At 66.9% G+C, this 19,152-nt stretch carries 13 protein-coding genes; 7 read left to right on the top strand and 6 right to left on the bottom strand.

Annotation, left to right across the window (positions count from 1 at the left end; translation table 11 throughout):
• Positions 1-99 precede the first annotated feature (99 nt).
• Positions 100-1,194: a hypothetical protein gene (locus tag GXY47_01495; GenBank protein NLV29802.1), complete on the bottom strand. Its 1,095-nt coding sequence runs from the start codon at positions 1,192-1,194 to the stop codon at positions 100-102.
• A gap of 284 nt (positions 1,195-1,478) precedes the next feature.
• Here GXY47_01495 and shc point away from each other — a divergent pair, with 284 nt between their 5' ends.
• Together shc and GXY47_01485 are read left to right on the top strand one after the other, a co-directional pair.
• Positions 1,479-3,470 (top strand): squalene--hopene cyclase, encoded by a 1,992-nt coding sequence (shc, locus tag GXY47_01490; protein NLV29801.1) that lies wholly within the window; start codon positions 1,479-1,481, stop codon positions 3,468-3,470.
• A 100-nt stretch (positions 3,471-3,570) separates the two neighbouring features.
• On the top strand, positions 3,571-4,719 hold the full coding sequence (locus tag GXY47_01485) for an endo-1,4-beta-xylanase (protein ID NLV29800.1): 1,149 nt from the start codon (positions 3,571-3,573) through the stop codon (positions 4,717-4,719).
• Here GXY47_01485 and GXY47_01480 read toward each other — a convergent pair.
• Positions 4,716-5,612 (bottom strand): TraB/GumN family protein, encoded by an 897-nt coding sequence (locus GXY47_01480; GenBank protein NLV29799.1) that lies wholly within the window; start codon positions 5,610-5,612, stop codon positions 4,716-4,718. The genes GXY47_01485 and GXY47_01480 overlap by 4 nt on opposite strands.
• 96 nt (positions 5,613-5,708) lie before the next feature.
• Here GXY47_01480 and GXY47_01475 point away from each other — a divergent pair, with 96 nt between their 5' ends.
• Entirely contained in the window at positions 5,709-6,200 is a 492-nt protein-coding gene (locus GXY47_01475) for an alpha/beta fold hydrolase (GenBank protein NLV29798.1), read from the top strand.
• Positions 6,201-6,376: 176 nt separating this feature from the next.
• Here the strand turns inward: GXY47_01475 and GXY47_01470 are convergent, their stop codons facing one another.
• The 3 genes from GXY47_01470 to GXY47_01460 are packed head-to-tail and all read right to left on the bottom strand — an operon-like array spanning position 6,377 to position 9,691.
• Positions 6,377-7,819, bottom strand: coding sequence for a hypothetical protein (locus tag GXY47_01470; GenBank protein NLV29797.1), 1,443 nt, complete (start codon positions 7,817-7,819; stop codon positions 6,377-6,379).
• On the bottom strand, positions 7,812-8,759 hold the full coding sequence (locus GXY47_01465; protein NLV29796.1) for an alpha-1,2-fucosyltransferase: 948 nt from the start codon (positions 8,757-8,759) through the stop codon (positions 7,812-7,814). Before GXY47_01465 ends, GXY47_01470 begins: the two co-directional genes overlap by 8 nt.
• The gene (locus GXY47_01460) at positions 8,720-9,691 is read right to left on the bottom strand and encodes an NAD-dependent epimerase/dehydratase family protein (GenBank protein NLV29795.1); all 972 of its coding nucleotides are present in this window, start codon (positions 9,689-9,691) and stop codon (positions 8,720-8,722) included. The genes GXY47_01465 and GXY47_01460 overlap by 40 nt, the downstream gene beginning before the upstream one ends.
• Before the next feature lie 72 nt (positions 9,692-9,763).
• Between GXY47_01460 and GXY47_01455 the strand changes: the two genes are divergently transcribed.
• Positions 9,764-11,017 (top strand): MFS transporter, encoded by a 1,254-nt coding sequence (locus tag GXY47_01455; GenBank protein NLV29794.1) that lies wholly within the window; start codon positions 9,764-9,766, stop codon positions 11,015-11,017.
• Between the two features lie 19 nt (positions 11,018-11,036).
• Here the strand turns inward: GXY47_01455 and typA are convergent, their stop codons facing one another.
• Entirely contained in the window at positions 11,037-12,830 is a 1,794-nt protein-coding gene (gene typA, locus GXY47_01450) for a translational GTPase TypA (GenBank protein ID NLV29793.1), read from the bottom strand.
• Positions 12,831-13,171: 341 nt separating this feature from the next.
• On the opposite strand from typA, the gene GXY47_01445 reads away from it, so the two are divergent.
• Genes GXY47_01445 through GXY47_01435 form a run of 3 tightly spaced genes read left to right on the top strand, consistent with a single transcriptional unit; the run spans position 13,172 to position 19,151 of the window.
• A complete protein-coding gene (locus GXY47_01445) occupies positions 13,172-13,729 on the top strand; it encodes a heterodisulfide reductase subunit C (protein ID NLV29792.1) in 558 nt (185 codons plus the stop codon).
• Entirely contained in the window at positions 13,726-14,580 is an 855-nt protein-coding gene (locus GXY47_01440) for a disulfide reductase (GenBank protein ID NLV29791.1), read from the top strand. Before GXY47_01445 ends, GXY47_01440 begins: the two co-directional genes overlap by 4 nt.
• A 59-nt stretch (positions 14,581-14,639) precedes the next feature.
• The gene (locus GXY47_01435) at positions 14,640-19,151 is read left to right on the top strand and encodes an FAD-dependent oxidoreductase (GenBank protein NLV29790.1); all 4,512 of its coding nucleotides are present in this window, start codon (positions 14,640-14,642) and stop codon (positions 19,149-19,151) included.
• Position 19,152 lies beyond the last annotated feature (1 nt).

The following is a 19,152-nucleotide window of genomic DNA, read 5'->3' as shown; positions in this document are numbered from 1 at the left end:
CCTCCCTCGATAATGGGGCCGACCGCAACGAAAGGAATACCTGCACCATGTTAACCCCAAAGCCCGCTTCCGCCAAAGCCCGATCGCGGGCGGGACGCGTCAGCGCGGGACCGGGTCGTTGCGCGCCGCGTCGATGGTGAACAGGACGCGCCCCGCCCCGTGTCGCCAGAAGCCCGCCTCCCCGGGCCGCGCGCGGCGTGCCGCCACTTTCCCGTCCGCGGGCCCGCTCGGCAGGGCGAAGACCGCCCCCACCTCGAAATGGGTCGGATCCACCACCCGGTAGTGGTAGGGCTCCGCCGTCACGCGGTCCGTCTTCTGGTCGACATAGGTCCCCGGATTCCCATCGAGGTCATGGAGCGAGGGGGGGAGAACTCCTTCGTTGCGGTAGTACCTTTCGACCCTTTCGCTGATCCGGCCGAGGTCCTCCGCGCGCCGGGCGTCCTGGGCCAGCAACCGCGCCTCCATGGGACTCCCCGCATACCAGAACCCGAGGCCGAGGGCCGCCAGGACCACCAGGATCATGGCCCCGAAGCCCGCCCGGGCGCCCGGCGAGAGCCTCAGTTCCGACGGGGGGGCGGCCTGGTCCCCGCCGAGGTTCCGGATGAAGTAGACGAATGCGGCACCCGCCATCATCGCGACCACCAGGACCTTGAGGCCGAACCGGGGCGTGACCTCCCCCTCCAGCAGCCGCACCACCAGGGTGATGAGGTCGGCGATGACGGCGATCGAGGCGATGAACAGGGTCAGGTAGGTGAGCCAGCGGCGGACCGGGGATATGCGCTGCCCGGGATTGCGCACCCCTTCGCGGGCCACGACGCGGCTCATGAACAGGAAAAGGGGGAAGGAGACGATGGTCGAGGCGATCCCGTACCGGAGCGAGACGATGGTCCCGTAGGTGAGGTCGCCCGGCTGCGGCAGCGCGAGATGGATCAGGTCGAACAGGACGGAGGCCAGGGCGAAAGCGGCCGTGTACAGGGAGGCGAAGAGCATCAGAAAAAGAAAAGCCTCCCGGGCGGAACCCGAAACCCGCTTGCGCGGTACCGGCAGCGGCAGATCGCTTTCCACGAAGCCGTCGAGCGCGCTCTCAATCTCCTTCGCGGACCACCCCCCCTGCTCGAGCGCCCGGACGATATCGGCGCGCGCGATGCCGCGCCCGAGCGCGGCATGGACAAACTCCGTAACCGAAGAACCCATGGTGCACCTCCCTGCTCCCCTTCAATGCATTTTGCGTTCCAGATCCGGGAAAATTTAAATGACTGGAATCAGTGGTTTTGGAATAATACCGCATCGATCCCTGGTCCTAACCTGTACATTTTATGACCATTTGATGTACATAGCACGCAGGGTGGTGCGGGCCGATCCAGGGGGCGGGACCCGGCGGAGGGCTGTTTAAGCGCTTGCTTTTCCAAAACCTGTAGTAAAATAACGGTTTTGACAAACAGGGGAAAAACCAGGTGCCCCCGGAAAGGTGTGCGAGTATGCGCGAACCTCTGGCTATCGTATCCAATCCCGATGTCGTCATTGAAGAAACGGCGCCCGCCGCCCGGACCGTCGTGCGCGCCTCCGCCCACGAGGTCCGGGAGACCGCCGTCCGGGCGGCCCGGACCCTCGCATCCAAACAGTACGAGGAAGGGTATTGGGTGGGGGACCTGACGGCCGACTCCACCCTGCAGTCGGATTACATCCTGCTGCAGATGTGGCTCCACCCGGCCGATGCGGACGGCTCCTGGAACCCTCCCACCCTGACCAGGGTCCGCAAGGCCGCGCGCGCCATCCTGGACGCCCAGCGCCCGGACGGCGGCTGGAACACCTACGAACCCGGGCCGTCGGAGATCAACGCCACCGTGCGCGCCTACAGCATGCTCAAGATGACGGGGATGTCGCCCGAAGACCCGCGCATGAAGCGGGCGCGGGAACTCGTCCTCAAGCTGGGGGGGCTCCAGGCCTGCAACAGCTACACGAAGATCAACTACAGCTTCTTCGACCTCTTCCCCCGGAAATACTGTCCCACGATCCCTCCCGAGATCCTGATCCTCCCGGGCAACCTCCTGTACGAGATGTCCTCATGGACCCGGACCATCATCGTCCCCCTGTCCATCATCCAGGCCATCGGCAAGACCCGGCCGACGCCGGGGGGGATGCGGATCGACGAACTGATGCACCCGCACCGCAAGCTCGCGCTCCATCGCCGGGACCGGATCGGCAACATCTTCATCAAGGCCGACACCCTGTTCAAGCGCTGGGAGCGCCAGAGCGTCCAGAAGATCCGCGGGCGCGCGCTGCGGGAAGCGGAGCACTGGATGCTCGACCGTTTGCAGTTCAGCGACGGCCTGGGGGCCATCTACCCGGCGATGATGTACGCCATCATGGCCATGGACTCGCTCGGCTACGAGCGCGACCACCCCGATCTCGTGCAGGCGATCGGGCAGTTCGACGGCCTGATGCTGGAGGGGGAGGAAAGCCTGATCTTCCAGCCCTGTAAATCGCCGGTCTGGGACACGGCCATCGCCGCCTTCGCCCTGGGGGAACTCGGCGAAGCGGACCCCGCCCGGATGACGGCGGCCGCCGACTGGCTGCTCGACCGGGAAATCCGGCGCAAGGGGGACTGGGCGGCCAAGCGCCCCGGTCTGACCCCGTCCGGGTGGGTTTTCGAGTTCGCCAACGAGTTCTACCCCGACATGGACGACACGGCCATGGTCCTGCTGGCGCTGCTGCACGCCCGGGCGAGCGACCCCCAGCGGCAGGCGCGCGCCGAGCGCCGCGCCGTCCGCTGGCTGCTGGGGATGCAGAGCAGCGACGGCGGCTGGGCCGCCTTCGACGTCGACAACAACTGGGAGATCTTCAACAGCATCCCCTTCGCCGACCACAACGCCATGCTCGACCCGACCTGCCCCGACATCACGGGGCGCGCGCTGGAGTCGCTCTGCCGCCGCGGTTTCAAGTACACCGACTCCCCTGTCGCCCGGGGGATCGACTTCCTGCTCCGGCACCAGGAAATCAACGGGAGCTGGTTCGGCCGCTGGGGGGTCAACTACGTCTACGGCACCTTCCTGGCCATCCGCGGCCTCGCCGCCACGGGCGCCCCCCACGCGAAAACGGCCATCGCGCTCGCCGCGCGCTGGCTCCGGGAGGTTCAGAACCCGGACGGGGGGTGGGGCGAAAGCTGCCTCGGCTACCACACCCGGCGTTTCGAGCCCGCCGAGAGCACCCCCACGCAGACCGCCTGGGCCGTCCTGGGGCTGATCGCCGCCGGGGAAGTCTACTGCTCGGCGGTCCAGAAGGGGATCCGCTGGCTCCAGGAGCGCCAGCGCCCCGACGGTTCCTGGGACGAGTCGGTCACCACCGGGACCGGTTTCCCGCAGGTCTTCTACATCCATTACCATCTCTACCGGGACTACTTCCCCATCCTGGCGCTGGGGACCTACGCCAGACGCGCCGAAGCCCAGCCGGCCGGGGACAGGGTCCAGTAACCCCCGAAATACTTGAAGCCCGGCCCGCCCCCTTTGCGCTATGATGGCGCGGGGGCCGGGAGCCGGCCCGGGAACATTCCTTTCGAGCGAGGTACCCGCCATGCCGATGTCACGCCGCCGTTTCTGCACGCAGTCGATGGCCGTCCTGTCTCTGGCCGCCCTCTCGAAAAAACGCGCACTGGCCGAGGCGCTCGGCTCCACCGGCCTCGGGGACCTCTACCGGGGGGACTTTCTGATCGGGACCGCCGTCAGCAACCGCACCCTCGAGACCCAGGACCGCGGCATGCTGGACCTCGTCGCGCGCGAGTTCAGCGCGGTCACGGCCGAAAACTGCATGAAGTGGGGGCAGGTGCACCCCGAGGCCGGGCGCTGGGAGTGGGAGCTCCCCGACCGGCTGGTCCGCTTCGCGTCCGGGCACGGGATGTACATCCTCGGGCACACCCTCGTGTGGCATTCGCAGACGTCGCGCGACCTTTTCCAGGCGCCCTCCGGCGGGGGACGGATCTCGCGCGACGACCTGCTCCGGAAAATGGAAGAGCACATCCGCACCCTGGTCGGGCGCTACAAAGGGAAAGTCGCCGCCTGGGACGTGGTCAACGAGGCGGTCGACGAGGACAAGGGGTGGCGCCGGAGCCCCTGGCTGGAGATCCTGGGCCCGGAGTTCCTGGAGCGGGGGTTTCACTGGGCGCACGAGGTCGACCCCGCGGCGCGCCTCCTCTACAACGACTACAACATGCACAACCCCGGGAAGGCGAAGTTCGTGGCGGAGTTCGTCCGCGACTTCAAGAAACGCGGGGTGCCGATCCACGGCGTGGGGATGCAGGCCCACGTGATGCTCGACTCCCCCTCGATCGCGGAACTCGAGGCCAGCATCCGCCTCTTCGCCGAGGCGGGCGTGCAGGTACATATCACCGAGCTGGACGTGGACGTCCTGCCGGGGAGGGAGGGGTCCGCCACCTCCGAGATCTCCACCCGGGTCGGGTACTCGGCCGAACTCAACCCCTGGCCCGACGGCCTCCCCGCGGAGATGGAGCGGCGCCTGGCCCGGCGCTACGAGGAGCTGTTCCGCCTCTTCCTGAAGTACCGGGACCGGATCGACCGCGTCACCACCTGGGGGACAAGCGACGACGAGACGTGGAAGAACAACTTCCCGGTCCCCGGCCGCACCAACTACCCGCTCCTGTTCGACCGGAAGAAGCAGCCGAAGGGGGCTTATCGCGCCGTGGCCGCGCTGAAGAAGTCCGGCTAGAACTGCCGGACCCGGTAGCCCTCCTTCTCGAGCAGGCGCACGATGCCGCGGTCGCCGACGAAATGGGCGGCGCCCACGACGACGAAGCAGCTTCTGCCGGCCGACAGGTGCTCCTTGATCTTCTCCGTCATCGTGACGTTGCGTTCAAAAAGGATCTTTTCCAGGATCGGGGCGACCCTGGGCTCCTCCCTGAGGCTCTCCCCGATCATCGCCTCGTCCATCCCGTCGGCGTCCCCCGCCTTCCAGAGCTTCACGATCTCGTCGATCTGTTCCCCCACCCGCTCCAGGTCCCGGATGGTGTACATCAGCAGCAGGCTGGCGTCGGGGAGGCCAAGCAGCATGTCCAGCTGCTCCCTGACCGTTTCCAGTTCGAGAATCGGCTTGGAGTCCCCCGCCTTCCGGGCGAAGTAGATGTCGATCCCCTGCTGGGGGTCGTACCCCTGCCGCGTGAATTCGAGCGACGAGAGGGTGAGGGTGAGGACCGCGGGTTTCATGCCGAGGAACGCCTCGATGGGGAGACCGGCGCGGCGCGCGTATTCCTCGAGCATGGCGAACACCTCCGGGCTGAGATCGTCCTTGATCGTCCGCTTCCCCGTGTACATCCCTTCGGCCAGGATCTGCCGCGCGAGCCCGGCCTGGTCGATCTCGAGCGGGTTGATCTCGAGCACCAGGTTGGGCGAACGGGCGAAGGCGTCCTCGATCGCCTCGTCGAGCGGGTACATGTCGGCCTTCGCGTAATGGATCGACCCGAACAGGTAGACCGTCGCCTTGTCCGATGTCACCTCCCAGAGGAAGTTCTTCGCCGCCGCGCTCCCGGCCGATGAAGTCCCCAGCAGAACCAGCGCCAGGCAGAAGACCGCCCCCCTGCACCCCCGCCACCCGTTCCTTCGCATGCGCTCCTCCTGACCCGATAGGTTGCCTGCAGCACTGCGGCAAGCTTACACCGAAACCGGGCGCGGGCCCGAAGGAATTGTGGTATACAGGGGGGCATGGCGAAAGATCCGACGCGCGCCTTCATTCACGGCCTGGAAAGCTCCAGCCGGGGAAACAAGGGGCGCTTCTTCAGCGAGCGCTTCCCCGACATGATCGTCGAGGATTTCCCGGGCTCGTTCGAGCAAAGGATGGACAGGCTCGAGCGGCTGCTCGAGGGCCGGGCGCCCCTGATCCTGGTCGGCTCGAGCTACGGCGGGCTGATGGCCGCCGTCTACGCCTGCCGGCACGAGACCCGGGTCGCGCGCCTCGTCCTCCTGGCCCCCGCCCTGCACCTGGAACCGCTCGAACCCTACCGGGACCGGACGCTCCACATGCCCGTGACGATCTTCCACGGCAGGAGCGATGACGTGGTCCCCCTCGATGCCGTCCGCCCCGTAGCCCTCCGCCTCTTCGCGGACCACCGGCTGCACGTCGTCGAGGACGACCACCCCCTGTCCGCCACCTTCGCCACCTTCGACTGGGACGCGTTATTGGGGACGTCCCCCTAGCCCGCATTATTCATGAAGCTCCTGCTGCGTCGGTGCAATCGGGCATGTCTACTGCGTTACGCTTGGTCGGATTCCTCGACGTACCGTCCAGTACGCCTGCGGAATCCTCCCGGATCGCGCCTTGTATCCACGCCCACCTGCGCCGCCTCGCGACGTAGCCTCATGAATAATGCGGGCTAGTTCCCCATTTTATAGAGCTGGAGGTACACATCCTCGCCCAGCCCCCGGGGGGCCGCGCCCGGGGCGTAACCCCGCTCCCGCAACCGCGGGGCCGGCGATTGGCCCTCCCCGCGGTAGACGACATAGCACGCCTCCCCCGTGACCCCCTCCCAGCCGGGCACGGCCGGGATCCCGGGGAGGTGCGACGCTCCGATATAGGCGGGGGTCGCCCCGACATCCCCCACGTAGCGGCAGGAGGGGGCGTAATAGAGGCAGGGCATGATGTCGAAGCCGTGGGCCGCGTACACGGGGCGGGACAGGCGGGAGAGCGCCTCGTAGCGCGGGCGCCCGTCGGCGCGGATCAATCCTTCGACGGACAGGAGCGAAAAAACGAGGCAGGCGAGCATCAGGGGAGGGAAAAAGGCCGGGTGGCGGCGGGCCACACGGGCGGAGCCCGAACAAGCGAGGATGACCGTCAGCGGGACCAGCAGGGACAGGTAGCGGGTGTGGAGGATGGGGGCCGCCAGGGCGGAAAGGGGGTAATACAGGGCCGCGGCGATGGCATAGATCGCCCCGTAGAGGCGCGCACTCCCGCCGGTCTTCCGGGCCTCGACCAGGGCCAGGAGGAGCAGGCCGGCGAACAATGCCGCACTCCCCGCCTGGACCCACTCGAAGCGGACCCCTCCCTCGCCGTGGACGAGCAACCCCCGGTACTGCAGCAACGACCGGAGGGAGTGAAAGGACAGCCAGAAGTCCTCCCGCAAGCTCCGGACCTGGCCGGCCGTGACCTCGAGCCAGGGCGCATAGGCGGCCAGGGTGCCGAGCGAGACCAGGCCCAGCCGGCCCAGTTGCCGCCGGTCGCGGCGGAGGAGCAGCCACCCGGCCAGGGCCAGCCCCTGGCCCGCGACCCATACCCAGCCCAGGTTATGGGTATAGACCAGCAGGATGTGGACCCCCGCGAGAGCGGTCCACCACCCTCCATGGCGCGACAGGGCCGCGCTCATGGCGAGGATGGAGGCCATGACCAGCATCATGAGGAGCGCGTAGGAGCGCAGCTCCACCGAAAAATGGAGAAAGACCGGGTGCAGCGCAAGGAGAGCGAACACCAGGTCGCGCTGCCGGGGGGAGAACCCGTCGTCCGGGACGAGACAGCAATGGGCCCGGAACAGGACGAGGGTCCCGAGCGAGAAAAGGAGCGGCAGCAGGCGCAGGGCCACCGCCCCCTCCCCGGCCGCCTTGCGCCACCCGGCAAGCAGCAGGTAGAAGAGGGGCGGGGCGAAATCGGCGGCGGCGACGGCGATGACGTCCCCGAACGACCGGCGTGCGAGCAGGGCGGAGAACGCCTCGTCGCGCCACAGGGGCCTCCCGGCCGCGATGGCCAGCCCGCAGGCCGCGAACAGCGCCAGGACCGCGTACAGGGCGGGGTCCCGAAAGAGGCGCTTCTGTGCCCGGCTAGACATCGATGATGTTCCACGACTCGGGGTAGTAGCCGCCGATCGGGACCTCCAGGTGCATGAAATAGCGGCCGGGAGCGTACACCCGCTGCCCCGGCCTCCGCCCGAGCCACGCCCCCCACCAGCTGAAGGTGCTGTTGGCCGTGATGTGATGCCGGCAGCGTCCCATGAGCCTCAGGTCCTCGTAGTTCCTCTCGTCGCCGTTGCCGTCGACATAGGTGGTGTCGCCGCCCGGGCGCACGTTTTCCCTGGCCCATTCCGGGTCGTCCGAGAAGACGAAGAATCGGGGATCGGGCACGGCCCGGGCCAGGTCGTCGATCGCCCGGGCGTAATAATCCGGCGGCAGGACCCCGTGCTGCGGGGAATACCCGTAGGCGTTGTCCCCGTGCCGGATATGAACGCAGACCGATTCCGCCGCATCGATCCGCTCCAGCATCCGCCGGTTGTAGTCGTCGGGAGCCTCCCCGAGGACCAGTTCCTCGCGCAGGATGGACTCGCTGGCGGCGAAATACCTCTCCAGCTGCCAGTAGCCGTCCAGGTAGTACACTCCCCGGGGCCTTCGCTCCAGGACGCGCGGATAGTGGACATGCGCCTGCCGGAAAGACCTGTAGACATAGGTGTGACCGTACACGAATCCCAGGCCTCCCGCGCGGCGCAGGACGCGCGAGAGGAGGTCCGGCCGGTAATATCTCCGGAAGGGCGCCGTCTCGTCAGGCCCGGCGATCCCCGCCCGGATATTGAAATGCTGCAGGCAATAGACCCGGATCCCCTTCCGCGGGTCGGGACCGGCCGCCCGGTATTCGCTGGTGTCCAGCAGGAGCGGCCTGTCATGGATGATGGAGAGGTGGCGCCCCAGCGCGTACTGAAAGAGCTGGTTGCCCAGCCCGCCGCGCAGGCGCACCAGAATCAGGCCCCGCCCCCCCCTTCGACCTGCTGCCGTATCCATGCGTACAGACTCCTGAGACCGTCGACCAGGGGGGCCGAAGGCGCCCAGCCCAGCCTTGCCCTGATGAGGGTGTTGTCCGAATTCCTGCCGCGCACCCCGAGGGGGCCCTCGACATGGCGGAGAGACAACCGCTTGCCCGATATGCCGATCACCATTTCCGCCAGCTCGTCGATGCTGACCATCTCCTCGGAACCGATGTTGACCGGCCCCGTCAGCCCGGAGTCCATGAGCCTCCGGACCCCTTCCAGGCACTCGTCGATATGCAGGAAGGACCGGGTCTGGCGACCGTCCCCCCAGATCTCGACCGCCCCGCCGTCCCCGGCTTCGGCCACCTTGCGGCAGATGGCCGCGGGCGCCTTTTCCCTGCCGCCGGTCCACGCCCCCTCGGGCCCGAAGATGTTGTGGAAACGGGCGATCCTGACCTGCAGGCCGTGATTGCGCCGGAAGGCCAGATAGAGCCGCTCGCTGAAGAGCTTCTCCCAGCCGTACTCGCTGTCGGGATCGGCGGGATAGGCCGAATCCTCGCGGCAGAGGGGGCTGGAGGGGTCCTGCTGGTTATACCCCGGGTAGACGCAGGCCGAGGAGGAATAGAACACCTTCCCGGCCCCCGCCTCCAGGCAGCGGCGGAGCACGTTCAGGTTGATGGCGGCCGAATGGCTCATGATATCCGCGTCATGCGCGCCGGAGAACACATAGCCGGCGCCCCCCATGTCGGCCGCGAGTTGATAGACCTCGTCATACGGGCGGTCCAGGATTTCCCGGCACAGCGCCGGGTCGCGGAGATCCCCGATGACGAAATCATCGGCGGGGGTCCGGCGGAACTCCGGGTATTTCAGGTCCACTCCCCGGACCCGGTAGCCCTCCCGCTTCAGCCTTCCGACCAGATGGCCCCCGATGAACCCGCCCGCCCCGCAAACCAGCGCCGTCTTCATGATCCCCGCCTTATAACACAAAAACGGGAAACGTGTAGGCCGTCCCCCCTTTTTTTGCTACATTCACGCTCTATGGAAAAGAGCGGGAAGGCGCCTGGACCGGAGGGACGGGAGGAGGGAGGCGCCGGGAAGGCTCCGGGGGCCGGCCGGCCCCGCTCCTTTTTCCTCTCCTCTCTCCCCTTTTTCATCCTGGCCCACGCCACGCACCACCTGCTGACGGCGCTGCCGCAGCCGATGCAACCCTTCATCCAGGACGAATTCCGGCTGAGCAAGGCGCAGCTGGGCGGGGTGGCCGCGGCGTTTTCGCTCTCGAGCGGCGCCTCGCAGCTCCCGGCCGGGTGGCTGGCCGACCGCATCGGCCCCACCTGGCTCATCACCATCGGCGTGCTGGGGGTCGGCCTGGGGGGCCTGCTCGTCGGCGTGTCCCGCACCTACCTGATGCTGCTTGCGGCCCTCGTCTTCATGGGACTCGCCGCCGGCGGCTACCACCCGGCCTCCACCCCGCTGATTTCGCTCTCCGTCCCCCCCCACCAGCGCGGCCGGGCCCTGGGGCTGCACCTGATCGGCGGCAACTCCAGCTTCTTCCTCGCCCCCCTCATCGCCGGGGGGATCGCGGCGGCCTGGGGCTGGCGCGCCAGCTTCGTCACCCTGGCCGTCCCCACGGTGGTCCTGGGGCTGGCCTTCTTCCTCTACCTGAGAAAGCGGTACGGGCGGGCGCATGTCGAGGCGATGAAGCGGAGGCAAATGGAGGAGCGTCCGCCGCAGCCGGGGTACCGGCGGCGGCTGGCCGCCTTCCTGACCATGATGGTGATCGGCGGGGGCGCGGGAGCCACCGTCAACTCCTTCCTCCCGGTCTACATCAAGGAGGTGCTGGGCGCCTCCAACGAGGTCTCGGCGATGTCGCTGTCCATCATCTTCTCATCGGGGATGTGGGCGGGCCCGCTGGGGGGATGGCTGGCCGACCGCATCGGCTGCACCCGGGTCGTCATCGCCACGGGGATCCTGGGGGGGCTGGTGATCTTCGCCCTGCGGGCGGTCTCGCTCGGCTGGGGACTCTGGATCGTGCTCTGGGTGATGGGGGTGATCCAGGCGATGCGGTTCCCGGTCACCGAGATGTTCATCATGAACCAGTCCCCGGCCGCCCACCGCTCCACCCTGTACGGGGTCTACTATTCGACCATGCAGTACACCGGCGCCATCTTCGCCCCGGTCATGGGGGCCCTCATCGACCGCTTCGGGTACGCGGCCATGTTCCACTTCGCCGCCTGGGCCGTCACCCTCGTCGCCGTCGTCACCGCCCTCTTCATCCGGGACGCGAAGGACTGAGGGCGCGGAAGGTCCCCGCTTACCGGTCGTGGACGGAGAGGGCCTTCTTGCGCAGGCGGATCGTCTTCGGCGTGATCTCGACCAGTTCGTCGTCGTTGATGAACTCGAGGGCCTGCTCGAGCGAAAGGTCGCGGAAGGGGATCAGCCGGATCGCCTCGTCGGCCGTCGACGCGCGCATGTTGGTCAGCTTCTTCTCCTTGGTCACATTGACGTCCAGGTCGACCGTGCGGGCGTTCTCCCCGATGATCATCCCCTCGTACACCTCCGTCCCGGGGCGCACGAACAGTTCCCCCCGCTCCTGCAGGTTGTACAGGGCGTAGCTGGTGGCCTTCCCCGCCCGGTCCGCCACCAGCGCCCCGTTGAGCCGGTTGGCGATCTCCCCCATCCAGGGCCCCCAGCGGAGGAACATGGAGTTGAGCAGGCCGGTCCCCTTGGTGTCGGTCAGAAACTCCGAGCGGAAGCCGATCAGCCCGCGCGAGGGGACCTCGAAATCGATCCGCACGCGGCCGGCGCCGTGGTCCACGATCTTGGACAGCTTCCCCTTGCGCCGCCCGAGGGCCTCGGTGACCACGCCGATGAAATTCTCCGGGCAGTCGATGACCACCAGCTCGATCGGCTCCATGAGGACCCCGTCGATGGTGCGGGTGATCACCTGGGGCTTGGACACCTGCAGTTCGTACTCCTCGCGCCGCATCATCTCGATCAGGATGGCCAGCTGCAGTTCCCCCCGCCCGGAAACCCTGAAGCTGTCCACCACGTCCGTTTCGGAAACCCGGATGGCGACGTTCCCCAGCGTCTCCTTCTCCAGGCGGGCCCGGATATGGCGCGAGGTCACGAATTTCCCGTCCCGTCCCGACAGGGGGGAGGTGTTGGCGTGAAAGACCATGGAAATGGTCGGCTCGTCCACGTGGATGGGGGGGAGCGGGACGGGGTCTTCGGCGTCGGCGACCGTTTCGCCGATATAGATCCCCTCGATCCCGGCCAGGGCGATGATGTCCCCGGCGGAGGCGGACTCGACCGCCTGCTGCTTCAGCCCGTCGAAGGTGAAGAGCTTGGTGATGCGGGTCTTCTCGATCGCGCCGTCGAGCTTGCAGACCGAAACGGTGTCCCCGACCGCTATCTTCCCCGAAAAGATCCTGCCGATGGCGATCCGCCCCACGTAGTCGTTGTAGTCGAGCGTCGTCACCAGGACCTGGAGGCGGCCCTCATGGATCGCCCGGGGCGCGGGGATGGACTCGAGGATCTGCTCGAACAGGGGGCGGAGGTCCTCCGAGGGGTCCTCCAGGCTCCGCTTGGCGATGCCGCGCTTGCTGACCGCGTAAAGGATGGGGAAGGCGATCTGCTCCTCCCCCGCGTCGAGGTCGATGAAGAGGTCGTAGATCTCGTTGACCACCTCCTGCGGGCGGGCGTCGGACCGGTCGATCTTGTTGACGACGACAATGGCGGGGAGGTTCTGCTCGAGCGCCTTCCGGAGCACGAACCGCGTCTGCGGCAGCGGCCCCTCCGAGGCGTCCACCAGGAGCATCACCCCGTCCACCATCTTGAGCACCCGTTCGACCTCCCCGCCGAAATCGGAGTGCCCGGGGGTGTCCACGATGTTGATCTTGACCGCCCCGTAGCGGATGGCGGTGTTCTTGGCCATGATCGTGATCCCGCGCTCCCGCTCCAGGTCCATGCTGTCCATGACCCTTTCGGTCAGGCGCTCGTTGTCGCGAAAGGTGCCGCTCTGCCGGAGCATGGCGTCCACCAGGGTGGTCTTCCCGTGGTCGACGTGGGCGATGATGGCGATGTTCCGGATGTCGTCTCTTTTCATTCAATCCTCGTTGTTCCGCTTCATGGAGTATGCAGGATAGTCCCCGGAGGCTCCAACTCCAAGGGCCGCGTGCGGCTCCCCCCCTTTTTTGGCGCCTTTTTTGCCCCCCCGGTGCCGTCCCGGAATTGAAATTGCTTGCCAATCTCACCCTTTCCGGGTACCCGTTCCTATGCTATTTTAATCTGTTGAGGTTATGTCTGACAGAGGGTTGTGGAATCAAGGACGGCACCGGGATTCGAGTCGCGCGGCAGGCAGGATTGCGAAAGGATATCAGCATCCCCGCATCATTTCCTCCGACTATACCTGGAAAATCCTCCCCAGCCAAGAACTGGAGTGAACACATGGACGCACGCGGGCAGGCACCGAACAACAGTACCCCCCTGCTTTCAGAGATTTACGAGGAAAGCGGAGAGAAGATCCAGAACTGCTACCAGTGCCAGAAATGCTCGGCAGGATGCCCCCTCAATTTTGCCATGGATATCCTGCCCAACCAGCTGTTCCGGCACATACAGTACGGCCACCGGGACAAGGTATTGTCTTCTAACACGATATGGCTCTGCGCCTCATGCCACACCTGCAGCACCCGCTGCCCCAACCAGATCGACATCGCCAAGGTGATGGACACCCTGCGCGCCATCGCGCACCGGACGCGCGCGGAGAGCGGAGACAAGAACATTTCCCTGTTTCACAAGTTCTTCCTGAGTCTCACGAAGTACACGGGCCGCACCTGGGAGCCGGGATTTGCATTGTACGAACTGAAAAGCGGAGGCTTGGGCGGATTTATGGGATGGGGACTGAAGGCGTTTCTCAGGGGCAGGATGGGGCTTTTCCCGGGCTTCAAGGGGGGCGCGGCGTTCCGCAACCTTTTTAAAGAGGTGGGGAAAGGAGGGGCGCGATGATGGAATTCTCCTATTTCCCCGGATGTTCGCTCCACGGCACCTCCAAGGAATTTGACGAATCGGTCCGGGGCGTCACGGCGCAGCTGGGGATCAAGCTTCACGAACTGGACGACTGGACCTGCTGCGGCGCCACGAGCGCCCATTCCCTGGACGAACAGCTGGCGATCGAGATGCCGGCCCGGAACCTCGCCATCGCCGAGCGGAGCGACCGCGACCTGCTGGTCCCCTGCGCCAACTGCTACAGCCGCTTCAAGGGGGCGGAGTACGAGGTCAAGGAACATGGCAGGAAGGTCAGCTTCCCCTACGAGGGGAAGGTGACCATCCGGTTCGCCATGGACTACCTGTGCGACAAGCCGGTGGTCGAAGAGGTGAAGAAAAGGATCGTCAAGCCCCTCACGGGGCTCAAGGCCGTATGCTATTACGGGTGCCTCCCGGTGCGCCCCCCCCGCCTGACGGGGATCAAGAATTACGAAAATCCCACCCACATGGACGGGATCGTGAAGACGCTCGGGGCGGAGGCCCTGCAGTGGTCCTACAAGACCGACTGCTGCGGCGCCAGCCTGATGTTCACGCGCCTCGACATCTTCAAGAAACTGACCGGCAGGATTCTGGTCGAGGCCGCGAAGACCGGGGCCGACTGCGTGGTGGCCGGATGCTCCATGTGCCAGATGAACCTGGACACGCGCCAGGAGGACATCGAGAAGGACCTCGGCCGGAAAATCGGCATCCCGGTGCTTTACTACACCGAACTGATGGGGCTGGCCATGGGACACCCGGACACCGGGAAGTGGCTGAAACGGCACTTCATCGATCCCGTCCCGATGCTGAAGGCCAAGGGGTTGGTGCAGTGAGAATTGTGGGACCGGGCGGCCTGCGCGGCCGCTCCCATGAAAAGATTGCGAGGGAAAGCATGGCGGAAAAAGTTGGAGCCGTAATGGTCGTAGGCGGAGGCATCGCCGGGATTCAGTCCTCCCTGGACCTGGCGGAATCGGGATATTACGTCTACATGGTGGAGACGTCCCCCGCCATCGGCGGAACGATGGCGCAGCTCGACAAGACCTTCCCGACCAACGACTGCGCCATGTGCATCGTATCGCCCAAGCTGGTCGAAGCGGGCTGCAACCTGAACATCAAGGTGCTGACCGCAACCGACGTGGAGGCCATTTCGGGCGAGCCGGGGAACTTCTCGGTCCGCATCCGCAAGCGCGCGCGCTTCGTCGACCTGCAGAAGTGCACGGGTTGCGGCGACTGCGCCGCCGTCTGCCCCATCTCCCGGCCCAACGAATTCAACGCCCTGATCGACACCCGCAAGGCCATCTACAAGAGGTACCCCCAGGCGATCCCGAACGCCTTCGCCATCGAAAAGAGGGGCGAGGCCCCCTGCCGCAACGCCTGCCCGATCGAGCAGCGGGCCATGGGCTACGTGGCCCTGATCCGGGAAAGACGGTACGCCGACGCCTACCGCACGATCAAGGAGGACAACCCCTTCCCCTCCGTCTGCGGCCGCGTCTGTAACCACAAGTGCGAAGAGGCCTGCAGCCGCGGGGAAAACGGCGGGCACGAAGCGGTCAACATCATGCACCTCAAACGCTTCGTCACCGACTGGGCGTTCGCCCACCCCGAGGAGGTCGAGAAGGCGTACGCCGCCGGGGTCCAGGTCAAACCCGACACCAGCGGGCTGGGCAGGAAGGTGGCCGTCATCGGCGCAGGCCCGGCCGGCCTGACCACCGCCGCCGACCTGGCCAACCGCAACTACGCCGTCACCGTGTTCGACTCCCTGCCGGCCGCCGGCGGCATGATGCGCGTGGGGATCCCCGAATACCGCATGCCCTACGACCTGGTCCAGCGCGAGGTCGAGGAGATCGTCTCCCGCGGGATCGACCTCAGGCTCAACACCCGCGTCGACGACGCCGCGGCCCTGCTCGGGGAATACGACGCCGTCTTCGTGGCCGTGGGGGCCCACGCGGGCGTCAAGCTGCCGATCCCGGGGAACGACCTGCCCGGCGTTCACATGGCCACCGACTTCCTGCGCGAGGTAAGCCTCAGCGAACCCTCCAGGCGCCCCGATGTCGTCAAGGGAAAGCGCGTGCTGGTGCTCGGCGGCGGCAACGTCGCCATCGACGCCGCCATGTCCTCGGTCCGCCTGGGCGCCGACTGGGTCGGGATGTCGTGCCTCGAGAGCGAGGACCGGATGCCGGCCCACGACTGGGAGGTGCGCGACGCCCGGGACGAGGGGATCGAGGTCCTCGCCGGCCGGACGTTCAAGGAAATCACCGACGAGGCGGGGCGCGTCACCGGCGTCCGCACCGTCGACGTCGACTTCAGGGGATTCGTGGACGGCCGCCCCGATTTCGACGAGATCCCGGGGACCGAGACCGTCATCCCCTGCGACCTCGTCATCTTCGCCGTGGGCCAGAAACCGGACCTGGCCCCGCTCGGGGACAAGATAGAGACGGTGCGCGGCCGCACGATCCAGGCCGACCCGGTCACCATGGCGACCAACGTGCCGGGCATTTTCGCCGGCGGCGACGCCGTCACCGGGACCACCTTCGTCGTGGACGCCATCGACGCGGGCCACAAGGCCGCGCGCGCCATCCACGCCTTCCTCCAGGCCGAACCCACCAAGGCCTGGCCCCCCGTCGTTGAGGTTCCCGAAAGGCTCCCGGAAGCCAAGGTCAGCGACGAGGAAAAGGAGGAGCGGGTCGAGGAGCAGGCGCGGGCGAAGCGGGAGGAGCCCGCGAAACGCCCGGCTGCCGAGCGCAGGCGCGATTTCCTGGAGGTGGAAGCGGCGCTTACGGAGGAGCAGGCGATCGAGGCGGCCAAGCGCTGCCTGGAATGCGGCATCTGCTCCGAGTGCAACCAGTGCGCCTACGTCTGCCGCGCCGGCGCGATCAACCACGACGACCGCGACCAGGTGGAGGAGCTGAAGGTCGGGGCCGTGGTCCTCACCCCGGGATTCAAGACCGTCGACGGCGACATCAGGCCCGAACTGGGCTACGGGCAGTACCCCAACGTCGTCACCAGTCTCGAATTCGAGCGCATCCTCAGCGCCAGCGGCCCCTACGCGGGCACGGTCCAGCGGATCTCCGACGGCAAGCACCCGAAGAAGGTCGCCTTCATCCAGTGCGTGGGGAGCCGCGACAGCTCCTGCGGCCACGATTACTGCTCCTCGGTCTGCTGCATGTACGCCACCAAGGAAGCCGTCATCGCGCGCGAGCACGACGGCAACATCGAGCCCACGATCTTCTACATGGATATCCGGGCGTTCGGCAAGAACTTCGAGACCTACTACGAGCGCGCCCGGACCGAATCGGGCGTGCGTTACGTCAAGTGTTCCGTCTCCAGGGTCCGGGAGGACTTCAGCACCAAGAACCTCATCATCACCTACATCGACGAGGCCGGGAAGGTCGTCGAGGAGGAATTCGAGATGGTGGTCCTCTCCGTCGGCCTGGAGCCCGCCGGGCATACGGTCGCGATGGCCCGGCGCCTCGGCGTGGAGGTGGACAAGTACGGGTTCGCGAAGACCGCGGGCTTCGAGCCCCACCGCACCTCGAAGGACGGCGTCTACGTCTCGGGCGCGTACCAGGGGCCGAAGGACATCCCCGAGACCGTGGCGCAGGCCAGCGGGGCGGCGGCCGACGCCATGGCCCCCCTGTCGGCGGCGCGCGGCACCATGACGGTGAAGAAGGAATACCCCCCCGAGACGGACGTCGCCGGCCAGGAGCCCCGCATCGGGGTGTTCGTCTGCAACTGCGGCATCAACATCGGCGGGGTCGTCAACGTCCCGAAGGTGCGGGATTACGCGCGCACGCTCAAGAACGTCGTCCACGTCGAGGAGAACCTCTACACCTGCTCCCAGGACACCCAGGCCAAGATCCAGGACGCGATCCGGGAACACAAGCTCAACCGCGTCGTCGTCGCGTCCTGCTCCCCGCGCACGCACGAGGCGCTCTTCCGCGAGACCGTGCGGCAGGCGGGCCTGAACAAGTACCTGTTCGAGATGGCCAACATCCGCGACCAGTGCTCCTGGGTCCACATGAAGCAGAAGACGGAGGCGACCGAAAAGGCGGAGGACCTGGTGCGGATGGCGATCGCCAACGCGCGCATGATCGAGCCGCTCAACGAGCACCTGGTGGCCGTGACGCAGAAGGCCCTCGTGGTCGGCGGCGGCATCGCGGGGATGACGGCGGCGCTCAACATCGCCGACCAGGGGTACGAAGTCTTCCTGCTGGAGAAGGAGGACCGGCTGGGGGGGAACCTGTGGAACCTCCACTACACCCTCGACCGGCAGGACGTCCGCGCCCTGCTCGAAGGCACCATAGACAGGGTGGAAAACCACCCGCTGATCCACGTCCTCTTCAAGGCCAGCATCATCGATTCGGGCGGGTCGAAGGGGAACTTCACGACCGGCGTCAAGGCGGGCCCCGACGGGGAATACCGGAAGATCGACCACGGCGTCGTGATCGTGGCCACCGGCGCCGAGGAGGCGAAACCGGCGGAATACCTCTACGGCGAGGACCCGCGCGTCCTCACCCAGCTCGACCTGGAAGGGAAGATCGCCGGCGGATCCCCCGAAGTCGCCGCCGCCGGGAAGGTGGTGATGATCCAGTGCGTGGGCAGCCGCAACGAAGAGTGGCCCAACTGCAGCCGGACCTGCTGCGCCACCGCCGTCAAGAACGCCCTGAAGCTCAAGGAACTGCGCCCCGAGACGGAGGTCACGGTCCTCTACCGCGACGTGCGCACCTACGGGCTGGCGGAACCCTACTACGCCGAGGCGCGAGAAAAGGGGGTCCTGTTCGTCCGCTACGAGCCGGAGGAGAAGCCCGAGGTCCGCAGGGAGGGGGACGCGCTGAAGGTGGCCTTCACCGACAAGGTCATCCGGGAGCGGATCGAGATCGCTCCCGACCTGGTCGTCCTCTCCTCCGCGACCCACCCGCGCAACAACGACGAGGTCGCCGGCGTCCTGAAGCTCCAGCGCACGCTGGACGGCTTCTTCCTCGAGGCGCACATGAAGCTGCGCCCCGTGGACCTGGCCACCGACGGCATGTACCTGGCCGGCGGGGCGCACGGGCCGAAGCTGATCACGGAAACGCTGTCGCAGGCGAGCGCGGCCGCCGCCCGGGCCTCGACCATCCTCTCGAAGGAAAAGATGATGGTCGGGGGGATCGTGGCGGTGGTCGACGGGGACCGCTGCGCCGCCTGCCTGACCTGCGTCCGCGTCTGCCCCTACGAGGTGCCCGTCATCAATATCGAGGGGGCGGCCGAGATCGACCCGGCGAAGTGCCACGGTTGCGGCAGCTGCGCGGCCGAGTGCCCCGCCATGGCCATCGAGCTCGCGCACTTCCGCGAACCGCAGCTCTGGGCGAAGGCCGACGCCCTGGCCGCGGAAGCGGAACCCGCCGCGACGAATGCAGCGATGTAAA

The organism is Acidobacteriota bacterium, from assembly GCA_012729555.1.
In the GTDB taxonomy this organism is placed as follows: domain Bacteria; phylum Acidobacteriota; class UBA6911; order UBA6911; family UBA6911; genus UBA6911.
The sequence above is the reverse complement of the archived record's forward strand: the minus strand, read 5'-3'. Positions and strand labels throughout refer to the sequence as shown.

Bases quoted from the DNA above. Each gene is read 5' to 3' on its own strand.
- GXY47_01495 (NLV29802.1), bottom strand. From the start codon at position 1,194: ATGGGTTCTTCGGTTACGGAGTTTGTCCATGCCGCGCTCGGGCGCGGC.
- shc (NLV29801.1), top strand. From the start codon at position 1,479: ATGCGCGAACCTCTGGCTATCGTATCCAATCCCGATGTCGTCATTGAA.
- GXY47_01485 (NLV29800.1), top strand. From the start codon at position 3,571: ATGCCGATGTCACGCCGCCGTTTCTGCACGCAGTCGATGGCCGTCCTG.
- GXY47_01480 (NLV29799.1), bottom strand. From the start codon at position 5,612: ATGCGAAGGAACGGGTGGCGGGGGTGCAGGGGGGCGGTCTTCTGCCTG.
- GXY47_01475 (NLV29798.1), top strand. From the start codon at position 5,709: ATGGCGAAAGATCCGACGCGCGCCTTCATTCACGGCCTGGAAAGCTCC.
- GXY47_01470 (NLV29797.1), bottom strand. From the start codon at position 7,819: ATGTCTAGCCGGGCACAGAAGCGCCTCTTTCGGGACCCCGCCCTGTAC.
- GXY47_01465 (NLV29796.1), bottom strand. From the start codon at position 8,759: ATGGATACGGCAGCAGGTCGAAGGGGGGGGCGGGGCCTGATTCTGGTG.
- GXY47_01460 (NLV29795.1), bottom strand. From the start codon at position 9,691: ATGAAGACGGCGCTGGTTTGCGGGGCGGGCGGGTTCATCGGGGGCCAT.
- GXY47_01455 (NLV29794.1), top strand. From the start codon at position 9,764: ATGGAAAAGAGCGGGAAGGCGCCTGGACCGGAGGGACGGGAGGAGGGA.
- typA (NLV29793.1), bottom strand. From the start codon at position 12,830: ATGAAAAGAGACGACATCCGGAACATCGCCATCATCGCCCACGTCGAC.
- GXY47_01445 (NLV29792.1), top strand. From the start codon at position 13,172: ATGGACGCACGCGGGCAGGCACCGAACAACAGTACCCCCCTGCTTTCA.
- GXY47_01440 (NLV29791.1), top strand. From the start codon at position 13,726: ATGATGGAATTCTCCTATTTCCCCGGATGTTCGCTCCACGGCACCTCC.
- GXY47_01435 (NLV29790.1), top strand. From the start codon at position 14,640: ATGGCGGAAAAAGTTGGAGCCGTAATGGTCGTAGGCGGAGGCATCGCC.